We start from the raw sequence: 20,098 nt of genomic DNA on the forward strand, positions 1-20,098 counted from the left end.
TGGTTTATTTTGTGTAAACCCTGGTTTCACACAGGATAATCGTTTGAGCGACAATTTTTTTACGAAGCGATTATAGAGGAAGGTAAAGTTCTACTTCCGAAATGGTTTACTTGAAAAGCTTTGAGCTTCTTGATCGCTTAGGTTTGATCCTAATGTTAGTCGATCTGTGGCGTTAAGCTATTTCAAGTTTTCTGGATTTAATGATTCAAGTTCAGGGAGAACAAAGCGACCGTCTTTTCGAACTAAGACGTCGTCAAAGTATATTTCTCCGCCGCCATACTCCTGTCTTTGGATATTGACCATATCCCAGTGAATATTAGAATGATTGCCATTAAAGGCATCATCATAGCATTGACCTGGGGTAAAATGGAAGCTTCCGTCTATTTTTTCATCAAATAAAATATCTTGCATTGGATGTAAAATATACGGATTTACACCAATGGCAAATTCCCCAATATATCGGGCTCCTTCATCTGTATCAAAAATTTGGTTAATTCGATTTGTATCATTGGATGTAGCCTCAATAATTTTTCCGTCTTTAAATGTAAGCTTCACGTTTTCAAATGTGAAGCCTTGGTAAGGGGAAGGAGTATTATACGTGATAACTCCATTAACAGAGTCGCGCACAGGTGCTGTATAGACTTCTCCATCTGGAATATTCATTTGCCCAGAACATTTAATCGCTGGAATATCCTTAATTGAGAAGGTCAGGTCTGTGCCTGGTCCAGTAATGCGAACCTTATCGGTTTTATTCATTAGTTCCACAAGATTGTCCATCGCTTGATCCATTTTTCCATAATCCAAGTTGCACACTTTAAAGTAGAAATCTTCAAACCCTTCTGTACTCATTTTGGCAAGCTGAGCCATTGAAGATGTTGGATAACGAAGAACAACCCATTTTGTTTTAGGAACACGAATATCACTATGAACCTTTTTTCCAATCGTAGAGCCAAAGATTTTCTTTTTGCCATCTGGAACATCGACTAATTCATTGATGTTGTCACCTGATCGTAATCCTATGTATGCATCCATTTTGCTCATGACATTTGCTTCAAAATCTGCGATCAGATTAAATTGATCTTCGCTGGCACCGAGAAGAAGAGAGCGATCAACAATATAGTCTTTTAATAATACAAAAGGGTAGCCACCAGCTTTATATGCTTCATCTACGAGAGCTGTAACGAGCTCGCGTTGTAATCCAAAATTTTCGATCAGTACCTTTTCGCCTTTTTGTAATTTTATAGAGTAGTTAATCAGATTTTTAGCTAATGTTCCAATTCGTGGATCTTTCAAAGTTAATCCCCCCGTTTTGTTTTGGTATTTGCCGGCGTTTAATTTAAACGCTGGGAAATCATATCTATTTTACCCTTTTTTATCCCTTTTGTTATAACAATTAGCAAATTCCTAAATAAATTCCATTCATCATACCTGAAACAAGCTCACTTTTATGTTAAGATTTTCTTATAGAGGGAATAGATAGAACAGAAGACAGATGGATGCTAGTGGAGGTGCTCCTTTTTGGAAATTATTCTTTACTTAAGTGCAGCAATCGCTGCAATTGCTTTTTTAATTTTAGTCCTTTTTATTGGGAGGACATTGAAATCGTTGCAAGTAACGTTGGATAGTGTATCTAAAACGTTGACAGGTTTAGAGCAACAGTTAGAAGGGGTAACAAGGGAAACAACGGAATTATTAACGAAGACGAATGGGCTGGCCGAGGATCTCCAGAAAAAATCAGAGAGCCTTAATGGGGTTGTTGATGCGGTCAAAGATGTGGGGAGCTCGATAAAAAAATTTGGTGGATCATTACAAAATGTCACTTCATCTTTTGACAGGCAAGTTGAGCAAAATAAAGATAAGGTTTCACAAGTTATTCAGTGGGGACAAGTACTTCTTGAATTAAGGGAGAAATGGGCGGCAAAGAAAGCAAAGTCTGAACCGATTTCTGAAGAGAAGCTGGTGAGGGTAAGGGAAAGGGACAACTAAACTCTAGGAGGTTTTTAATGATGTCAAGCAACGAAAATCAACAAAATGAGAAGATGGATAACGGGATAAATACAAAAGATTTTCTAATCGGGGCTTTCATCGGAGGAATTGTTGGCGCTGCAGCTGCGCTATTCCTCACTCCAAAGTCTGGGAAAGAGATAAGAAGTAATTTATCAGAACAAGCCCACACAATTAAAGTAAAAACAGATCAGTTTCGAGAAACAGCGGTAACGAAAGGATCAGAATTAGCTGAGGCTGCAAAAGAAAAGACGAGTGCGATTGGACAATCGGTGTCCAAACAATCAAATCAATTCATCAGTAAGGTGAAAGGATTAAAAATTGCGAACACTAATGAAACAAATCAAAGTGAAATGGTTTCTGAAGGTGGGCAAACTGATATTCAAATGAAATTAGAAGAAACAAAAAAAGCGTTTGATGAAACGGAACATCAATTAAATCATTAAAATGGTTGCTTATGTTGGAGGAAAGGAAATGGAAAAATTGGAATCTGTTGCACAATTCGCTCGATTATTGGAAGAAAACCGTCGTTTTTTCCTATTAAAGCATTCATTAACATGCCCAATTAGCCAGGCGGCGTTCGAGGAATATGAAAGCTTTGCAAATGACTATGGAGAGATAGACTATTATTATTTGGCGGTGCAAGAGGCACGTCCATTATCGGATCATATTGCTGAAACATTTCATGTAAAACACGAGTCTCCGCAAGCGATTTTATTTAATCAAGAGAATGTTGCATGGCATGCATCACATTGGAAAATTACCGCGGAAACCTTAGCGAAAGCAGTAGAAAGCGAAATTTAGTCATTAACAAACTAAGTTTCACTAACAACAAGGAGAGGAAGAACAATGACTCATGTTTCTTCCCCTCTTTTATTTTTGGGCTATGTTTAGATGATTCTGATGATTTTTGGCTCAGTTCGTGAAAAACCTTTGTTTTTTCACTTTTGTGTTTGAAGCTATGCAAAAAGATCGTTCTGATAAATAGAAAGGCTTGTTTTCCCCTTCGGCTTATCGAGCAAAATGGCTTGAAGAACAATTATGTTTAACACAACCTATTTTAAAGGACGCCGGATCCTAATTTTGCTTCAACATTTTTGGCCAGACAATTTCTAGTTTGTCACCAGGCTCAATATTTTCAAAGAAAGTAGTTTCGACGCCGTTTTTAAGTAATTGAAAGCTTCCATTTGCTTGGGAAGGCATTTCGATTTCTACAAAATTAAATAAATCTTGGAAAATAAAGGGCTTTAGCTGTTTTTGATGCGCTATAAGATGATCGCCATCTTTGATTAAATCCTCAGCATGGAGAGCTTGCCCATTTCTTTGAATTTCAGTGACTGTTTTCGTTAGCTGAATTTCTTTTCCGTTAAAGTAGACCGGAATTGAGTGTGAGAGCATGAACTGTTTTTTATCAGCAAGCTCTTGAATGGTAACGGTTTTTTTTGCTTCAACCATAATCTGATCTTGATGTTCGATGGTATGATTTAATTTTGTTTCTAAGCCATTTTTGTAAAGCTTCCCGGAAAAGGAAGGAATAATGGTATCCTTTTGATTCAAAGTGACCCGGAAAGGCTTTAGCTGCAGGAAAAAATGTTCTAGATCAAGGGCGTTGAATGCCTCCTCAATTGTTTCTGGTATTTTATATTCGATCTTGTCACGATCCTCAATAATTACTTCAGGAGATACCTCTATACCATTGCGTGTAATAATGGGTTCAAGCTCATAGTTTTTGCCATTGATTGTTATCTTTTTAGTAGGGATTTCATCAAGCAATTCGTGAATTTTTAAGCTTGTTTTTTCCCCATCTCTTCCTCTTTCAAGAGTTAAGATATCTCCATTTTTTACAACATCATCAAAAGAGCAAGCCTCGCCATTAATGAATAATTTTGGAGGGCTCCCGTGTTGTCCCGGGATTGTGATTTGCTGTCCATTTAATGAGACGATCATGGCTAATCCAGGTTTACCATAAAGTTTATTCATCTTGATCCCCGCTGCAAGGAGACAATCTCCAACCGTTAATTTCTTTACTTCGAACAGGCGGACAGGCTGTTCATTCACATATACCGTTACATAATGTACAGGTGTTTTTTGTGCGGCAATGGCGATCCCAATAGGGGTTACAAGCTCTGGACCTTTTGTAATGCTTTCATCAAGCGTTAACGATGTAATGGCATCAATACCGCGAATGGCAACGCGATTAACAGGTAAATTTAGTCTTTCAGCAATTCGCTGCGATAAATCAGGGGTCTGGCTACCTCCACCTACGAGCATTACCGCCTTCGGTGACTTTTGCCCGTTTAATCGGTAAATTTCATCACAAATGGCTGTAGCTAGTCGATCGATGGCAGGGCCAATTTGTGCAATCATTTCTTGTTTTGGAACTTCCGATTCAAATCCCAATATATCCGTGATCGTCACGCTGTCCTTTGTATTAATTTCCCGTTTCGCTCTTTCTGCTAAAGGAAAATCTAATAAAAATTGATCGCTGATGGCCTCCGTAATTTCGTCGCCAGCAATTGGCACCATTCCATATGCAATAACCGTACCGGAATCAGTTAAGGCAATATCTGAGGTGCCGGCTCCAATATCGACAAGAGCAACGTTTAATCTTCTCATGCTCGGAGGAATCAAGACGTTAATAGCAGCGATTGGCTCAAGCGTCAAAGCTTCCATTTCTAAACCCGCTCGATGAAGGGCTGAGATTAAAGATTCGACCACAACTTTTGGCAAAAAAGTGGCAATAATCTCTACGGATGCCTCGTTTCCCTGCTGATCAATCAAGCTTCCAATTTCTTCTCCATCTAAGCGATAATAGAGAACGGAGTAGCCGACACAATAATAATAATGGCTTGAATCTTCTTCGTGTTTTTCAGCTACAAGGCTTTGTGCCTTTTGAACCGTGCTTAATTCAAGGTGAAGAATGTCTTCTTTCTGAATCATGGGCTTCCCTTTAATATCAATAGATACCATTGCTCTCTCGGTTTTTAGAGCTCTTCCCGCTGCGGCGACACTGACTTTTTTTAGCGACCCATGTTTTTCTTCTAGCTGTACCTTGATTTCAGTTATAATTTTGGATACGGATAGTACATCATGAATTTGGCCGTCCAGCATGGCACGTTCTGAATGTTCGATCGCGAGCATATCGACAACATGATAATTTTGCTCATTCTCTTCCAAAATGATTCCGACAACGGAACGAGTACCAATATCTAAGGCAAACAATTTTTTCTTTTCTAGCAAAACGATACACCTTCTTTAACTATTAATCATACGATTAATCATATACTCCATAAATACTTTAATGCTTAAAAGCGTTTAATTATTAAAGAAAAGTACGTGACATTGATAATAAATTCATATATAATAACTCTAATTATACAGAAATGTCTCTCATTTAAACAGGGCATGCAACAATATTTCTGAATGTGTAAAAGTAAAGGCAAAAAAGATTCGAAAGGACGGGAAATAATGAGCAATATGAAACTTGAAGAATTGCGAGATCGTGTTGACGAACTGAACGTTCAACTACTTAATCTAATTAATGAAAGAGCACGACTTGTGCAAGAAATCGGACGTGTTAAAGAGACTCAAGGTGTTAATCGCTACGATCCGGTTCGTGAACGCAAAATGCTAGACTCCATACTTGAGAAGAACGACGGTCCTTTTGAAAAATCGACATTACAGCATCTGTTTAAAGAGATTTTTAAAGCAGGCTTAGAATTGCAGGAGGATGATCATCGTAAAGCTTTGCTTGTTTCGCGTAAGAAGCAGCCAGAAAACACAATTGTTGAGGTAAAGGGAGCACAGATTGGTGCTGGTGCACAGCAATTGATTTTCGGACCGTGCGCAGTGGAATCTTATGAGCAAGTGGCAACTGTTGCTGAAGCGGTGAAAGCAAAAGGGTTGAAGCTATTGCGCGGAGGTGCCTATAAGCCAAGGACATCTCCATACGACTTCCAAGGTTTAGGTGTTGAAGGGCTGAAAATATTAAAAAGAGTAGCCGATGAGTATGACTTGGCTGTTATAAGCGAAATTGTGAACCCGGCTGATATTGAAATGGCAGCTCAATATATAGATGTTATTCAAATTGGTGCCCGCAATATGCAAAACTTTGAGCTATTGAAAGCAGCCGGGGCTGTCAATAAGCCAGTCCTGTTAAAAAGAGGCTTAGCGGCAACTATTGAAGAATTCATCAATGCTGCAGAATATATTATGGCGCAAGGAAACGGACAGATCATTCTTTGTGAGCGCGGCATTCGCACATATGAAAAGGCAACAAGAAATACGTTAGATATTTCTGCGGTCCCAATTTTGAAGCAGGAAACGCATCTGCCAGTTCTTGTAGATGTGACACATTCAACTGGTAGAAGAGATCTCCTTCTTCCAACAGCAAAGGCTGCATTAGCGATTGGCGCTGATGGTGTAATGGCAGAAGTACATCCGGACCCAGCGGTTGCTCTTTCAGACTCTGCACAGCAAATGGATCTAAAGCAATTTGATCAATTTATGGAGCAGCTTGTCGCTTCTTCGTTAGTACGAGTATAATCTCTTCTTCATACACAAGAAACAGTCTTCTGCTTTTGGCAGAAGGCTGTTTCATTTTGGCTTAAATGGCTCCTTGAGTGTTAGACACACCACTCCACATCTTTACGGGTGTTTTTTGAAGCACTAAATAGAAGCAAAATTTTTAAGGTAGGGGATGGAAAAAAACAATGGAAGAAATAGATGCTCTCAAAAATAATTTCAGCATGATCTCGATTTTATGAACATCAAGGAGAAAATACTTTTATAAAATCCGATCCTGATCGCAAGCTTCGTCTAATTTTTATTAGCTAAAGGATTGTCGACAACCTGCAATGCTTATTCAGAGCAATTCTATGAAAAATAAGGGATTTTGTTATCGATTTTCGACTTTTTTGTAAAAAAATTAGTCTTGACATTGCGAGAGATAGCGGAGTGAAGTATTATTAAGTACATAATTACGCACTAAAGCGTGTTAATATAGGTTAAAATAAAAATAAATCATTGTTTTGAATAAGGAGTCGATTGTGATGAATATAACGATATACGATGTGGCAAGAGAAGCTAACGTATCGATGGCTACAGTTTCGCGTGTTGTAAACGGGAATCCTAATGTAAAGCCTGCTACAAGAAAAAAGGTATTAGAAGTCATAAGCCGATTAGGCTACAGACCCAATGCAGTGGCGAGAGGACTGGCAAGTAAGAAAACAACTACTGTCGGAGTGGTTATTCCGGATATCTCAAGTACTTTTTTCGCAGAGCTAGCCCGAGGGATTGAGGATATCGCGACCATGTACAAGTACAATATTATTTTGAGTAACTCGGATCAAAACAAAGAAAAGGAACTTCACTTATTAAATACCATGCTTGGAAAACAGGTAGATGGAATCGTGTTTATGGGCGGAAATATCACTCAGGAGCATGTGGAGGAATTTGAAAAATCTCCTGTACCAATTGTATTGGCTGGTTCTATTGAAGAAACAGAACAGGTTCCATCTGTTAACATTGATCATGAGCAAGCGACATATGATGCAGTTTCCTCTTTTGTAGAAAAAGGTCATAAGAAGATTGCTTTCGTGATTGGACCATTTCATGAGCCTATTAATGAAAAGAAAAAATTAACCGGGTACAAGCGTGCTCTTCATGAAGCCGGTATTGATTACAAGGAAGAATTGGTCGTTGAGGGAGACTATACGTACGATTCTGGAATTGAAGCCTTTGAAAAACTAATGGAGCTTGAGGACAAGCCTACTGCCATATTTGTTGGCTCAGATGAAATGGCGTTAGGAGTTGTTCATGGAGCAGAAGATCAAGGCTATAGTGTTCCGGCTGATTTTGAAGTGATTTCATCAGATAATACCAGACTAGCGTTAATGGTGCGTCCACAGCTTACAACCGTTGTTCAGCCGTTGTATGATATCGGAGCGGTAGCCATGCGCTTATTGACAAAATTAATGAATAAAGAGAAAGTGTCAGAGCAAACGGTAATTCTGCCACACCGCATTGAACTGCGTAGCTCTACAAAGTAAGGAGCGATAATAAAAATGAGGACGTCCTGACAATGGACGTCCTCGTTTTTTTATGGTAAAGTCTACGGAATTGATGGAATTTAGGAGAAATAGTCTTTCATGCTTTAATCTTCCATTGTTGATAAATCACCGGTTGGTAAGTCGAGCTCCCATGCTTTAAGGACACGGCGCATAATTTTTCCGCTTCGAGTTTTTGGAAGTTTATCACGGAATTCAATTTCACGTGGCGCTGCATGTGCTGCAAGTCCTTTCTTCACAAATTGACGAATATCTTCCTTTAAATCATCGTTTACTTCGTAACCATCACGGAGGGCAATAAAGGCTTTGATAATTTCACCGCGAACTGGATCAGGCTTACCGATCACGCCTGCCTCAGCTACTGCAGGGTGTTCAACCAGTTTGCTTTCCACCTCAAATGGACCGACTCGTTCTCCTGAAGTCATAATGACATCATCAACACGACCTTGGAACCAAAAATATCCGTCCTCATCCATATAGGCTGAATCTCCAGATACATACCAATCACCTGGCATAAAGTAGGATTGATATTTTTCCTCATTGTTCCAAATGGTTTTCATCATCGATGGCCAACCTTTTTTGATCGCTAAATTTCCCATACGATTTGGTGGCAGTTCATTTCCTTGGTTATCTACGATAGCAGCTTTCACACCTGGAATTGGTTTTCCCATAGAACCTGGGCGTATTTCCATACAAGGGTAGTTGGAAATTAACTGTGCGCCTGTTTCCGTCATCCACCAGTTGTCATGGATGCGACGATTAAATACTTTCATTCCCCATCTAACAACTTCAGGATTAAGTGGTTCTCCCACACTAAGTATATGGCGAAGCTGGCTCAAATCATAATTTTTAATAATCTCATCTCCAGCCCCCATCAGCATGCGAAAAGCAGTAGGAGCGCTGTACCATACGGTTACGCCATACTCTTCAAGCATTTTGTACCATGTATTTGGATCAAATCTTCCTCCAACGATGAGATTGGACGTTCCTGTTAACCAAGGGCCGAATATCCCATATGATGTGCCAGTTACCCAGCCTGGATCAGCCGTACACCAATAAACATCATCATCCCGCAGATCAAGCACCCATTTAGCTGTTTGATAATGCTGGAGCATCGCGTTATGAACATGTAAAACACCCTTTGGTTTGCCAGTTGAGCCTGAAGTGTAGTGAAGAATTAATCCGTCCGTTTTTTCCACCCATTCGATTTCCAGCTTATTGCTTGCCTCTTGAAGATGCTTATTAAAATCAATATATTGTTCGCTCTCTTCAATTTCATGACCAACGAGAAAAATATGCTTTAAAGCGGGTAATTCATCCACTGGAACGCGTTCAAGCAATTCAGGTGTTGTTACCAGCACCTTTGCTTCACTATCTTCGAGTCGGTCACGAACCGCTCCTTCCATAAATGCTTCAAATAAAGGACCAACGATCGCTCCCAGCTTAATGGCGCCTAGTACAGTGAAATATAGTTCAGGTGAGCGGGGCATAAAAATAAATACTCGATCCCCTTTTTCAACATCTCCATAAGTTTTCAGTACATTTCCAGCTTTATTAGTAAGATCTTTCATTTCTTGAAAGGTATACTTTTCATTTCGATTAGCATCACGGTAATATAGGGCGACTTTATTTTTTCGATAGGAGTTTGCATGTTTATCGATCGCCTCATGAGCCATGTTAACCAGCCCAGTCTCGGCCCAAGAAAATTGCTTTTCGACTTCCTTCCAATCGAAGTTTTCATATGTTTCGCGATAGTTTTGTAAGTTATATTCCCCTTGTATAACTGGTAGCGTTTCCAATTTCATTGTAAAAAGTATCCCCCTTTTTTGATATCGTTGTAATTATTATATTACAAATAATTACTTTTCACAATTTTAAAAATATTCATTTATAAAATAATGATAAAAGTCACTAAAATAATAAAAATACTGAAAATTTTGTGAAAGCGCTTTATTGCAAATGAATTCATGTATAATAATAGTAATTATTCATATTGAGGGAATCCCATTATCGGTTTAGGTAGTTAGACTTTGACTGGATCACGTTTAAAAAAGTCTTTTATAAACCAATTAAAATATTAGGTGGTGGAGCCGTGGAACATAAGAAAACATATAATGCGAAAGAACTAAAGACTCCTCATGGAGATTTGATTATCGAAGGTCCGATTTCCTCAGAGACGCTATCACAATTGGAGTTTCATGAGGATTTGGTGGCCTTTCGCCCTGCCGTTCAGCAGCATAAAGCATTGATTGGAATTGCGGATTTGCCTGAAGGGAGAATTATTATCGCTAGGCATAAGCAACTGATTGTTGGCTATGTCACGTATTTATACCCTGATCCATTGGAAAGATGGTCAGAAGGAAAAATGGATAATTTGATCGAATTAGGAGCTATTGAGGTCATTCCGAAATTTCGAGGCTGTCAGGTGGGAAAAAATCTTCTCATCGTTTCAATGATGGATGATGCGATGGAAGACTATATAACGATCACAACGGAATATTACTGGCATTGGGATTTAAAAGGGACAGGATTAAATGTATGGGAATATCGTAAAGTAATGGAAAAGATGATGAATGCAGGCGGACTTGAATGGTTTGCAACAGATGATCCGGAAATCAGCTCCCATCCAGCGAATTGCTTAATGGTGAAAATTGGAAAACGAGTCGATAACGAATCAATCCAAAGATTTGATCAGCTTCGTTTTATGAATCGGTTTATGTACTAAAATCGTTGTCTTTGCCTAAGGAAGTAAAGAGTGTTTAGGAGGTTTCATGATGATTGTCGAAGAAATTATGATTTCGAAGCTGTATACATTAGAAAAAGAAAATACGATTGAAGAAGCGATTCATGTAATGAAAGAAAATCGAATAAAGCATATCCCCATCGTCGATCGTGACATGCATTTAATCGGAATCGTGACGGATCGAGATATAAAGGAGGCAATCCCCTCGATTTTTTTCTTTGATGATAATCGAGAAATTTTACAAAAACCTTTGGAATCGATTATGACTACGGAAGTGATTACAGGTCATCCATTGGATTTCGTCGAAGAGGTCGCTGCCATTTTTTATGAAAGTAAAATTGGATGCCTTCCAATTTTGAAAGATAAAAGATTAGTAGGAATTATAACACAAACCGATTTACTTCATACTTTAGTAGAATTGACCGGAGCTCATCAGCCTGGCTCACAAATAGAAATTCGCGTGCGTAATAAAATGGGGATGCTCTTCCGCCTTTTTTCAGATATTCAAGACTGCAAGGTGAACATATTAAGTGTGCTCGTATACCCTGATAAAAGAGATGAGGATTTTAAAATTATTGTATTAAGGATCCAAACGATGAATCCGCTCCGCTTAATTGAAGAGCTTGAGAAATCTGGGCATGAGGTACTTTGGCCGAATCTTCCGGGGATGGAAGTATGATGGGGGACTCTATTTTTATTTTTTCTGAAGAACAATTGAACTATAAATTTAATAAGGAACACCCCTTTAATCAACTAAGATTAAAGCTCACTTTAGATTTATTAAAGGAAATGAAGGCGATCTCAAGTCAAGATATTGTTGCTCCTCGACGGGCTACTGACGAGGAACTGCAGCTTATTCATGATCCCAATTATGTAATCGCTGTCAAGAAAGCGGGAAATGGGGAGCTGTCGGAGGAGGCAGCAGAAAGTTATGGATTGGGAACAGAGGACACACCTATCTTTCCAGGTATGCATGAGGCAAGTGCATTGCTCGTTGGCGGGACCTTGACGGCGGTTGACTATGTTATGGAAGGTAAGAGCAAGCATGCAGTGAATCTAGGAGGAGGCCTTCATCACGGTTTTCGGGGAAAGGCTTCAGGATTTTGTATCTATAATGACAGCTCTGTAGCAATCAAGTATATTCAGGAAAAATATGGTGCCCGAGTTCTATATATCGATACAGATGCTCATCATGGAGATGGTGTTCAATGGGCTTTTTATGAAGATCCGAACGTTTGCACCTTATCAATTCATGAGACAGGAAGATATCTTTTTCCGGGGACAGGAAATGTCAATGAACGGGGGCAAGGAAAAGGATATGGTTATTCCTTTAATGTACCACTCGATGCCTTTACTGAGGATGATTCTTGGCTGCATGCTTATACAAACTCTGTTCGGGAGGTAGCTGAATTTTTTAAACCGGACGTTATTGTGACGCAAAATGGGGCAGATGCCCATTATTTAGATCCGCTGACACATTTATCGGCTACAATGCGAATTTACCGAGAAATTCCGAAGCTTGCTCATGAAATTGCCCATCAATATTGTGATGGTAAATGGATCGCTGTAGGCGGGGGTGGCTACGATATTTGGCGCGTTGTACCGAGGGCATGGAGCTTGATTTGGATGGAGATGACAGGAAATCAGAATTGCTACGGCGAGATCCCGAAGGAGTGGATTGAGCGTTGGCAGGCAAAAGCTCCCGTCACTCTTCCATCTGAATGGGACGATCCGCAAGGGATGTATCGACCGATTCCGAGAAAAAATGAAATTACTGAAAAAAATGCCCAAACAGTAACGAATGCACTCTATTCAATACGGAGCCGGAAAAAAAGCGAATCGACTTAAGGAAAAAACAAATGTTCAGTTTTCGTTTAAAATAAAGCAGTTGTAGGAGTTAAGAATTCATTCTACAACCGCTTTTTTCTTTTTAGCTGTTAAAGTTTAGTAAAGTGGCGGTGATGAGCATCTATAGTTTAAAATCTTCAATCATTTCCTGCAATTGTTGCGCTCTCATACTTAATGAATCGACTGAGGAAGTGACCTCTTCCATAGAGGCAAGCTGTTCTTCAGTAGCAGCAGCTACAGATTGGATAGTATCTTCTGTCATTTCTGTTTGCTTGGCTACATTTTCAATCGAATTTCTTAATTGGTTTGCTTGTGTCAGCATGCTGTTGATTGAACTGACGATCTTTTGAACCTCATGAGCAACATTTTTTGTGCTATCTGCAATAGTGGAAAAAGTTTCACCTGTTTTGCTTATGAGGTTCATCCCTGCTGCTGTCTCTGTTGTTACTTTTTCCATAGATTCAATTGAGTTAAGAGTGTCTGTTTGAATCGCTCTAACCAATGTGCGAATTTGTTCAACAGATTTTGAAGAATCATCCGCCAGCTGCCTCACTTCATTGGCCACTACCGCAAATCCCTTTCCATGTTCACCAGCTCTTGCCGCTTCAATAGCGGCGTTCAAGCTTAAGAGATTCGTTTGCTCAGCTATTGCTGTTATCGCGTTTAAAATTCCTTCAATTTGCTTTGAACGTGTTCCAAGCTGTTCAATAACATTTGCAGTTAACCGAACAGATTGATGAATGACTTCCATTTGTTTAATGGTATCTTCTACGATACCGTTTCCGTTTTCAGCTTCTTCACTTGACAATGAAGTGGTTGTCCCAACCTCGTGACTAATGCTTGAAATATGAGAAAGCTTTTGGGTAAAGTCTTCCATTAACACCATGTTTGCTTTTGCCTCATCGGCTTGTGTACCTACAATGGAGGTTACGGTTTCAACGGAATTGGTTATCTGGAAAGTTGCTTTTGTTGTTTCTTCAGTGATGGCGAGTAATTGTTCACTTGCAGCTGCAACCTCCTGAGAGACCTCTTGGCTGTTATGAAGGACTTTTTTAAAGGAAGCGAGCATTTTGTTGATTGCCTCTCCAATAATACCGAATTCATCCTTTGATGTGATTGGCACGGTCTTGAGCAGATCACCTTCCGATATTTTGGCAGTGATGCTTTGGATACTTGCTACTTGTTCTTTAATGGCAAGATAGAAGCTGATAAGTAAGTATCCTAATGCGATAATAATAGCGAAGACGAGTGTAACAGTTAAATATAATTGGTTTGTTAATTGCTTGATTTGCGCCGTTAGTAATTTATCCAATTCGTCTGTTTGGTAGGTCAATAACTCGAATATACTATTAATGGTGTCAGTTGTTTTGTCAAAATATAACTCGGGCTCAATGGAGATGGTTGCCGCTAATAAGTCATTCTCAATTATTTGGGTAATTTGTTTTGCTTCAGCAATAGAGTTCGTCGCAAAAGTACCGATGGTGTTTTCCAAGGATGGCTCAAGATTAAAGACAATTTCATATGTGCGCTCTCCTTGGGTGATATATTCTTCCATCATTTTTAACAAGTAGGTTAAATCGTTGTGTTCCCCATCAGTTACCTCCCTCTTAGTAGCAACGCCAACGCCGATAGCTCGTGATTTACCCATGAACTCTGTGATATGTGGAAGAGTCTGTTTTAATAAATTGATTAAATGATTATTTATTAGGGTAGAATCTAATGACAGATTTGTTTCATCAGAAATATTTAATAGAGTTCTAAACATGGCGTCAATGAACTGATTATGTAATTCAATTGATTCAGGGATAGTTAGCGAAAGGGCATCTCGTTTCACCGTTTCCCAATCTGATAGCAGTGCTGTAACATCCTCTTGCACTGTTGAAAGATGCCCCAATTCTTTCAAGGTTTCTGATAGTGAATGTAAATCATTATTGAGCTTTTCTTCTACTTCCTCAAGAGAACTATTTGCTGATCGCTCACCACTTAATACGTTTACTGACAATCCTCGATGCTGTTGAGCAGATTGAATAAGCGGATAAATTTTTTGGAATAGTTCGACTCCAGTTCGTTCTTCTTTTGTAAATGCGATTTCGCTGTAAATGTTGGAGACGATCGTCGAGATTAAGAAGCTGAGCGTAAAGAATACTACGACAAACAGTACAAGGAACTTTTTAAAAAATGAAAACTTGTTTAATAAAACTTTTGCTGGTTTAAACAGTAGTTGCATATTATTTTCTCCTTATTATCCAATGTTTTTACTAAATATAACCAAATGAGAGATATATTTCCGTGACTTTTATCACTTATTCAATGTGAGTATATAGGAAAATAGTCATGTTTTTTTAGGAGGATTCAAAAAAATAGGGGAAATATACATCGGTTTGCGTGACATTTCTCTTGATCGAGACTGATAGGAGTTCATTTGATGAGAAGTATGATTGCGGTTTGGCTTTAACGGGGAAATAGGGATTAAAGCAAGGCAGCGAAATGAGCCAAGCTTTTTACAAAACCTAAAAAACGCTATGATTTTTTGTAAACAGGCCCTTCATTAGTTAGAAGTAATGAAGGGCTTGCTTAACATCCATAGCGTTTTTTTGAAACTTGCTCTGTATCTTAATGAAAGTAAATACTTTAACCTTCGCTTCCAGCATCAGGTGGATTAGGAGGTTCTTTATCGCCGCCATTTCCATCCGGGTCCCCATTGCCTGGAGGGGTTACAGGTGGAGTTGTAGGCGGTTTTTCTGGTTTCTCTGGTTTTTGCGGTTTTTCTCCTTCAACAGGATCTGTAGGGTCCTCTTTATCTTCAGGACCGATTCGAATCTCATCTGAAGGTGCTGACTCTTGCCCAGCAATATCTACGGCGGTCACATAATACATACCATTATCACCTTTATAAGCAAGGGTTTCACCCGCTTTTATTGAAGCAACTTTCTTGCCGTCTTTGTATACACGGTACCCTATCACATCATTCTCAGGGTGTTTGCTCCAAGTGATCGTTGTGCCAGCAACCTTTGCCGCCATCTTCGCTGGAACTTTCCCATTTTCCTGTATTTTATCATCTGGAAGCAATATTTTCGCCCAGCGTTCTTTATTCTTCGGAATAAGCTGTTGTGGGTTTACCCTAATACCAAAGATCTTTTCGATATAGTCAGGGTTAAGAATAACGCCCATTTCCGCAAATTCATCTGGTGTGGAGTCTAAAGCTAAATATTTTTTGTCACCAATTTGAACATATTTGCCTTCGATTAAACTATCATCAACCTTACTTGGAACAAATTTTGCATTGAACAAATCTGTTTCCACTAAACCAGCCCTTGCACAAGCATCAGAAGGGAGCAAGCCAGAAATAGCACAGAAGGAACGTCGTACAATTCCACCTGGCATTTTAATCGTTTCTGCTGGATCGACTAATTCAGGGGCAACATCGTATGCAGCATTCATTAGCTTAGCCCATAAATAAATATTCCGATTTGAATAAGACATCCCTTTATATGTTACCTGTAATGGCTTAGGTGTATCGTAGCCCATCCATGTTCCAAAGGAAACATTCGGATTAATTCCAACAAACCAAGCATCTTTATAATCTTGACTCGTTCCGGTTTTTCCAGCCCAATCAGCACTGAATTTTAGGCGACTGTTCAACGAACCAGCAGTTCCTGAACGAATAACATCGCGCATCATATCATACGTTAAATAAGCCGTTTGCGGACTAAATACTTCTACTGGTTGTGCTTCATGCTGATAAATGCTATTCCCATCTTTATCGACGATTTTTTCAATCATATAAGCATCAACAAATTGACCGTTGTTGGCAAAAGTACCATAGGCATTCACATTTTCTTCCACAGTGACTCCGTTTGTTAAGCCTCCGATTGCAGTGGAACGGTTTGAGTAATCTTCTTCTGTAAGGGAAGTGAAGCCCATTTTCGTTAAGTATTCCGCAGGACGCTTACCTAAAATATCGATGTATGCTTTTACAGCAGGGACATTATATGATCTTGCTAATGCGTAGCGGGCAGTTACAAGTCCGCTATATCCTCCCCCATAGTTGCTAGGCCATGGATTGTTGGAAGCAGGATTTAATTTTAATGGCAGGTCAGGTAAAATCGTACCCGGTGCCAAGCTCCCCAGTTCCATTGCTGGTGCATACACGAGCAGTGGTTTCATCGTTGAACCATTGGAACGTTTGCCACTGGTTGCATGGTTTAATTGTTGTTGAGAGAAATCCCTGCCGCCGACAAAGCTAATAATTTTTCCTGTTTTGTTTTCGATCAGCATAGCTCCAACTTCAACAGGTTTATTTACGGTAACCTTTTCGCCCGTTTCCGGGTCTGTTTCAACAACTTGAATATCATTGCCGTAATATTCAAATTCATCTTTTACCTTTTGCATTGCGTCGTAAATGTCTTTATTTATTGTTGAATGAATTTCATAGCCGTTTTGACGTAGGTCACGGTCGGCCAGTGTCAAATATTCCTTTTTTAATTCTTCATCCTTTTGCAAATCCTCTTCTGTATATCCATCTTTTTCAGCGAGAATCACTGATAGTACATCAACAGCTCTTTTTTCAAGCTCGAATGTTAAATATGGATATTCCTCTTGAGGATTTGTTGAATGGGAGATGAAATCTTGTGTAATATCATAGTTTAAGGCTTTTTCATATTCCTCTTGTGTAATTGAACCGTTGTCAAACATTCTTTGTAAAACAGTTTTCATTCGTGTCAATCCAGGCTCTAGATTGCTTTTGATTTCCCCTTTATTTGTAAAAGGTGTATAACCAAACGGACTTTGAGGAAGCCCGGCGATAAAGGCGGCTTGCGGCAAGGTAAGCTCCTTGGCAGTTACGCCAAATATTCCTTTAGCGGCTGCCTGAACTCCCCCGATGTTTCTGCCTGAGGAATTTCTCCCGAAAGTAGAAACATTTAAGTAAGCTTCCAAAATTTCATCTTTGTCAAAGAACTTTTCAAGTCGAAGGGCAAGAAGGATTTCCTTCGCTTTACGTTCAAACGAAATTTCATTGGTAAGAATTTGATTTTTAATTAACTGCTGTGTTAACGTACTACCACCAGTCTGCACAGAAGAGTTTGTCACTTCCTGAAATACAGCGCGCATGAGCGCTTTCGGGACGACACCGTGATGCTCATAAAAATACTCGTCCTCTGTCGCGACAATCGCTTTGATTAGAAATTCCGACACATCTTCTAATTGTACTTCTTCCCGTTCAAGGTCAGTCCGAAGCTTTCCTAAATAAACGTTATCAGCAAAGTATAAATTGGAGGTCTCCTCATAGTTGTATATATCCTTTTTCATACTATCGTAGGAGCGGAGCGGTTCATTTTTGACCAATGAGGCAAAATATCCAGCACCAACTCCTCCGGCAAACGCACCGCCAAGGATAATTAAAACGAGAAATACAAGGACCAAGTTCCATACTACCTGATAGGTAATGCTTGCCCCTTTTTTTGTTTTTTTATTTGTAAAAAAATCTTGGCAAGACTTCAGAATTTGTTTGAAATTAAATTTTTCTTTCAATCTTATCATTCCCCCTAAAATCACATACATTATAGCATAAAGAGCAAAACAAGTATTGCCGATAAAGATAATTTTCATATATTACTTAAATTCTATTTGACAAACGCATCCTTTTTATGATAAAAATTCTTTATCTCATATATGAAATAAGCTATGATGGGTTTGAATTTTTTAAAGTCTTTGTTAGATGTCGGTGTTGATTTTTGGCTATCAACAAATTTGTTTAACAAAGTCTTATCAAAAGTAGTGCTCCTATCTCTGGATCAGAAAGCTGACGGTTGCTGCGAGTCAGTACATGTAGAGAGCATGAATTACCTCCCTGAGCTTTTGCTGTGAACCGTCAAGTATTAGCAGTAAACGGAAATTCCGTTATCTTAATTAAGTGGAGAAGCCTTTATTTTGGTGTTCTCAAGTTGGGTGGTACCGCGTATTAACGTCCCTTCGATCGAATCGAAGGGACTTTTTTATTGGACTTTTATCTTGCCTATTATGATTTTATGATACGAAGGCTCTGGATGAAAAGACGCTAGCATGATTTAGCAGCATATGCACTTACAAATCAAAGTTGGAGGAAAAGAAGATGGAATTATTACAGGATTTACAGTGGCGTGGCATCATTTATCAGCAAACAGATGAAGAAGGGTTAAAGGAACTGTTAAATAAAGAAAAAATTTCTTTGTACTGCGGTATGGATCCAACAGGCGACAGCATGCATATTGGTCATTTGCTTCCGTTTTTAACATTAAGACGATTTCAAAATGCTGGTCATCGGCCAATTGTTCTTGTCGGTGGGGCTACTGGATTAATAGGCGATCCAAAGGCAACAGAGGAAAGAGTGCTGCAAACCGTTGAAACGGTACAAAAAAATGTTGCAGCATTAACGGAACAATTAAAAATGATCTTTGATTTTGAAGGTGAAAATGGAGCTGTCATGGTCAACAATTACGATTGGACAGCACCGATGAATATTATTACATTTTTAAGAGATTACGGAAAGCATATTGGCATCAATTACATGCTTGCCAAGGATACAATTGCCACTCGTTTGGAAACTGGAATTTCTTTCACAGAATTTACGTATACGATTCTTCAAGGCATGGATTTTAAACATTTGTATGAAAATCATAATTGTAAGCTGCAAATTGGTGGCAGTGATCAATGGGGCAATATCACAACAGGCTTAGAGTTGATTCGCAAAATGACTGATGAGAATTCAAAAGCATTCGGATTAACGATTCCACTAGTGACAAAAGCGGATGGTACAAAATTCGGAAAAACGGAGGGTGGTGCCGTTTGGTTAGATCCGAAGAGGACATCTCCTTATGAATTCTACCAATTTTGGATTAATACAGCTGATGCCGATGTCGTCAAATACTTAAAGTACTTCACATTCCTGTCTAAAGAAGAGATTGAATCATTGGAACAATCGGTTCAGGAGGAAGCACATTTACGCAGAGCACAAAAGGCGCTTGCCGAGGAAATGACCCGTTTAATTCATGGGGAAGAAGCGCTGAAACAAGCAATTAAAATTACCGAATCGTTGTTTAGCGGAGACATTAAGAGCCTAACAGCTGCTGAAATAAAGCAGGGCTTCAAAGATGTTCCTTCTTACAAATTAGAAACAAAAGAAGACGTTGGAATCGTTGACTTATTGGTGAATGCTAAAATTTCTCCATCGAAACGTCAAGCTCGTGAGGATGTTGCAAACGGAGCTATTTATGTAAACGGAGAAAGAATTGTTGAATTGGATTATGTTCTTTCAGATAAGGATCGGATCGAGGGGCAATTCACCGTCATTCGCCGTGGAAAGAAGAAGTATTTCTTAATTGAGGTATAACACCGTGGTAACGAGCGCTTCAGAGTGCAGTAAAAAGGTATCGAGAGCATTATCTCGGTATCTTTT

14 protein-coding genes and 1 other annotated feature are annotated in these 20,098 nt (G+C 39.2%); of the genes, 9 read left to right on the forward strand and 5 right to left on the reverse strand.

What is annotated here, in order from left to right; translation table 11 throughout:
- Positions 1-177: 177 nt before the first annotated feature.
- Entirely contained in the window at positions 178-1,293 is a 1,116-nt protein-coding gene (locus tag NST02_RS07820) for an aminopeptidase (RefSeq protein WP_095312751.1), read from the reverse strand.
- A gap of 225 nt (positions 1,294-1,518) precedes the next feature.
- On the opposite strand from NST02_RS07820, the gene NST02_RS07825 reads away from it, so the two are divergent.
- The 3 genes from NST02_RS07825 to ytxJ are packed head-to-tail and all read left to right on the forward strand — an operon-like array spanning position 1,519 to position 2,808.
- Complete coding sequence (locus NST02_RS07825) at positions 1,519-1,986, forward strand: DUF948 domain-containing protein (RefSeq protein ID WP_095312753.1); 468 nt, start codon at positions 1,519-1,521, stop codon at positions 1,984-1,986.
- Between the two features lie 17 nt (positions 1,987-2,003).
- Positions 2,004-2,450, forward strand: a complete 447-nt coding sequence (locus tag NST02_RS07830; RefSeq protein WP_328592010.1) for a YtxH domain-containing protein — start codon at positions 2,004-2,006, stop codon at positions 2,448-2,450.
- A gap of 28 nt (positions 2,451-2,478) precedes the next feature.
- Positions 2,479-2,808, forward strand: a complete 330-nt coding sequence (ytxJ, locus tag NST02_RS07835; RefSeq protein ID WP_095312755.1) for a bacillithiol system redox-active protein YtxJ — start codon at positions 2,479-2,481, stop codon at positions 2,806-2,808.
- Positions 2,809-3,081: 273 nt separating this feature from the next.
- On the opposite strand, the gene NST02_RS07840 is transcribed toward ytxJ, so the two are convergent.
- Entirely contained in the window at positions 3,082-5,244 is a 2,163-nt protein-coding gene (locus NST02_RS07840; protein ID WP_340948628.1) for a cell division protein FtsA, read from the reverse strand.
- A 228-nt stretch (positions 5,245-5,472) separates the two neighbouring features.
- Here NST02_RS07840 and NST02_RS07845 point away from each other — a divergent pair, with 228 nt between their 5' ends.
- On the forward strand, positions 5,473-6,549 hold the full coding sequence (locus NST02_RS07845) for a bifunctional 3-deoxy-7-phosphoheptulonate synthase/chorismate mutase (RefSeq protein WP_095312757.1): 1,077 nt from the start codon (positions 5,473-5,475) through the stop codon (positions 6,547-6,549).
- 506 nt (positions 6,550-7,055) lie between these two features.
- Complete coding sequence (gene ccpA / locus NST02_RS07850) at positions 7,056-8,054, forward strand: catabolite control protein A (RefSeq protein ID WP_095312759.1); 999 nt, start codon at positions 7,056-7,058, stop codon at positions 8,052-8,054.
- Between the two features lie 104 nt (positions 8,055-8,158).
- Here the strand turns inward: ccpA and acsA are convergent, their stop codons facing one another.
- Positions 8,159-9,877: an acetate--CoA ligase gene (acsA, locus tag NST02_RS07855; protein WP_095312761.1), complete on the reverse strand. Its 1,719-nt coding sequence runs from the start codon at positions 9,875-9,877 to the stop codon at positions 8,159-8,161.
- A gap of 287 nt (positions 9,878-10,164) precedes the next feature.
- Between acsA and NST02_RS07860 the strand changes: the two genes are divergently transcribed.
- From NST02_RS07860 to NST02_RS07870, 3 genes are read left to right on the forward strand one after another with little or no spacing between them, the layout of a single operon-like run.
- Positions 10,165-10,797, forward strand: a complete 633-nt coding sequence (locus NST02_RS07860; RefSeq protein ID WP_095312763.1) for a GNAT family N-acetyltransferase — start codon at positions 10,165-10,167, stop codon at positions 10,795-10,797.
- A 49-nt stretch (positions 10,798-10,846) separates the two neighbouring features.
- A complete protein-coding gene (locus tag NST02_RS07865) occupies positions 10,847-11,494 on the forward strand; it encodes an acetoin utilization AcuB family protein (protein ID WP_137744297.1) in 648 nt (215 codons plus the stop codon).
- Complete coding sequence (locus NST02_RS07870) at positions 11,491-12,663, forward strand: acetoin utilization protein AcuC (RefSeq protein ID WP_137744298.1); 1,173 nt, start codon at positions 11,491-11,493, stop codon at positions 12,661-12,663. The genes NST02_RS07865 and NST02_RS07870 overlap by 4 nt, the downstream gene beginning before the upstream one ends.
- Positions 12,664-12,784: 121 nt before the next feature.
- Here the strand turns inward: NST02_RS07870 and NST02_RS07875 are convergent, their stop codons facing one another.
- On the reverse strand, positions 12,785-14,890 hold the full coding sequence (locus NST02_RS07875) for a methyl-accepting chemotaxis protein (protein ID WP_340948632.1): 2,106 nt from the start codon (positions 14,888-14,890) through the stop codon (positions 12,785-12,787).
- A gap of 404 nt (positions 14,891-15,294) precedes the next feature.
- Positions 15,295-18,204 carry a transglycosylase domain-containing protein gene (locus NST02_RS07880; RefSeq protein WP_340948634.1) on the reverse strand — a complete coding sequence of 970 codons (2,910 nt, stop codon included), beginning with the start codon at positions 18,202-18,204 and terminating at the stop codon, positions 15,295-15,297.
- A gap of 216 nt (positions 18,205-18,420) precedes the next feature.
- Positions 18,421-18,639 (forward strand) — a binding site (T-box leader).
- Positions 18,640-18,775: 136 nt separating this feature from the next.
- Between NST02_RS07880 and tyrS the strand changes: the two genes are divergently transcribed.
- Positions 18,776-20,032, forward strand: a complete 1,257-nt coding sequence (gene tyrS, locus NST02_RS07885; protein ID WP_095312769.1) for a tyrosine--tRNA ligase — start codon at positions 18,776-18,778, stop codon at positions 20,030-20,032.
- Positions 20,033-20,098 lie beyond the last annotated feature (66 nt).

The sequence above is a fragment of the Robertmurraya sp. FSL W8-0741 genome (genome assembly GCF_038004005.1).
GTDB classification, from domain to species: domain Bacteria; phylum Bacillota; class Bacilli; order Bacillales; family Cytobacillaceae; genus Robertmurraya; species Robertmurraya siralis.

Excerpts from the sequence above, each read along its gene's own strand:
- NST02_RS07830 (WP_328592010.1), top strand. The coding sequence starts at position 2,004 with ATGATGTCAAGCAACGAAAATCAACAAAATGAGAAGATGGATAACGGG.
- ytxJ (WP_095312755.1), top strand. The coding sequence starts at position 2,479 with ATGGAAAAATTGGAATCTGTTGCACAATTCGCTCGATTATTGGAAGAA.
- NST02_RS07845 (WP_095312757.1), top strand. The coding sequence starts at position 5,473 with ATGAGCAATATGAAACTTGAAGAATTGCGAGATCGTGTTGACGAACTG.
- ccpA (WP_095312759.1), top strand. The coding sequence starts at position 7,056 with ATGAATATAACGATATACGATGTGGCAAGAGAAGCTAACGTATCGATG.
- acsA (WP_095312761.1), bottom strand. The coding sequence starts at position 9,877 with ATGAAATTGGAAACGCTACCAGTTATACAAGGGGAATATAACTTACAA.
- NST02_RS07865 (WP_137744297.1), top strand. The coding sequence starts at position 10,847 with ATGATTGTCGAAGAAATTATGATTTCGAAGCTGTATACATTAGAAAAA.
- NST02_RS07870 (WP_137744298.1), top strand. The coding sequence starts at position 11,491 with ATGATGGGGGACTCTATTTTTATTTTTTCTGAAGAACAATTGAACTAT.
- NST02_RS07875 (WP_340948632.1), bottom strand. The coding sequence starts at position 14,890 with ATGCAACTACTGTTTAAACCAGCAAAAGTTTTATTAAACAAGTTTTCA.
- NST02_RS07880 (WP_340948634.1), bottom strand. The coding sequence starts at position 18,204 with ATGATAAGATTGAAAGAAAAATTTAATTTCAAACAAATTCTGAAGTCT.
- tyrS (WP_095312769.1), top strand. The coding sequence starts at position 18,776 with ATGGAATTATTACAGGATTTACAGTGGCGTGGCATCATTTATCAGCAA.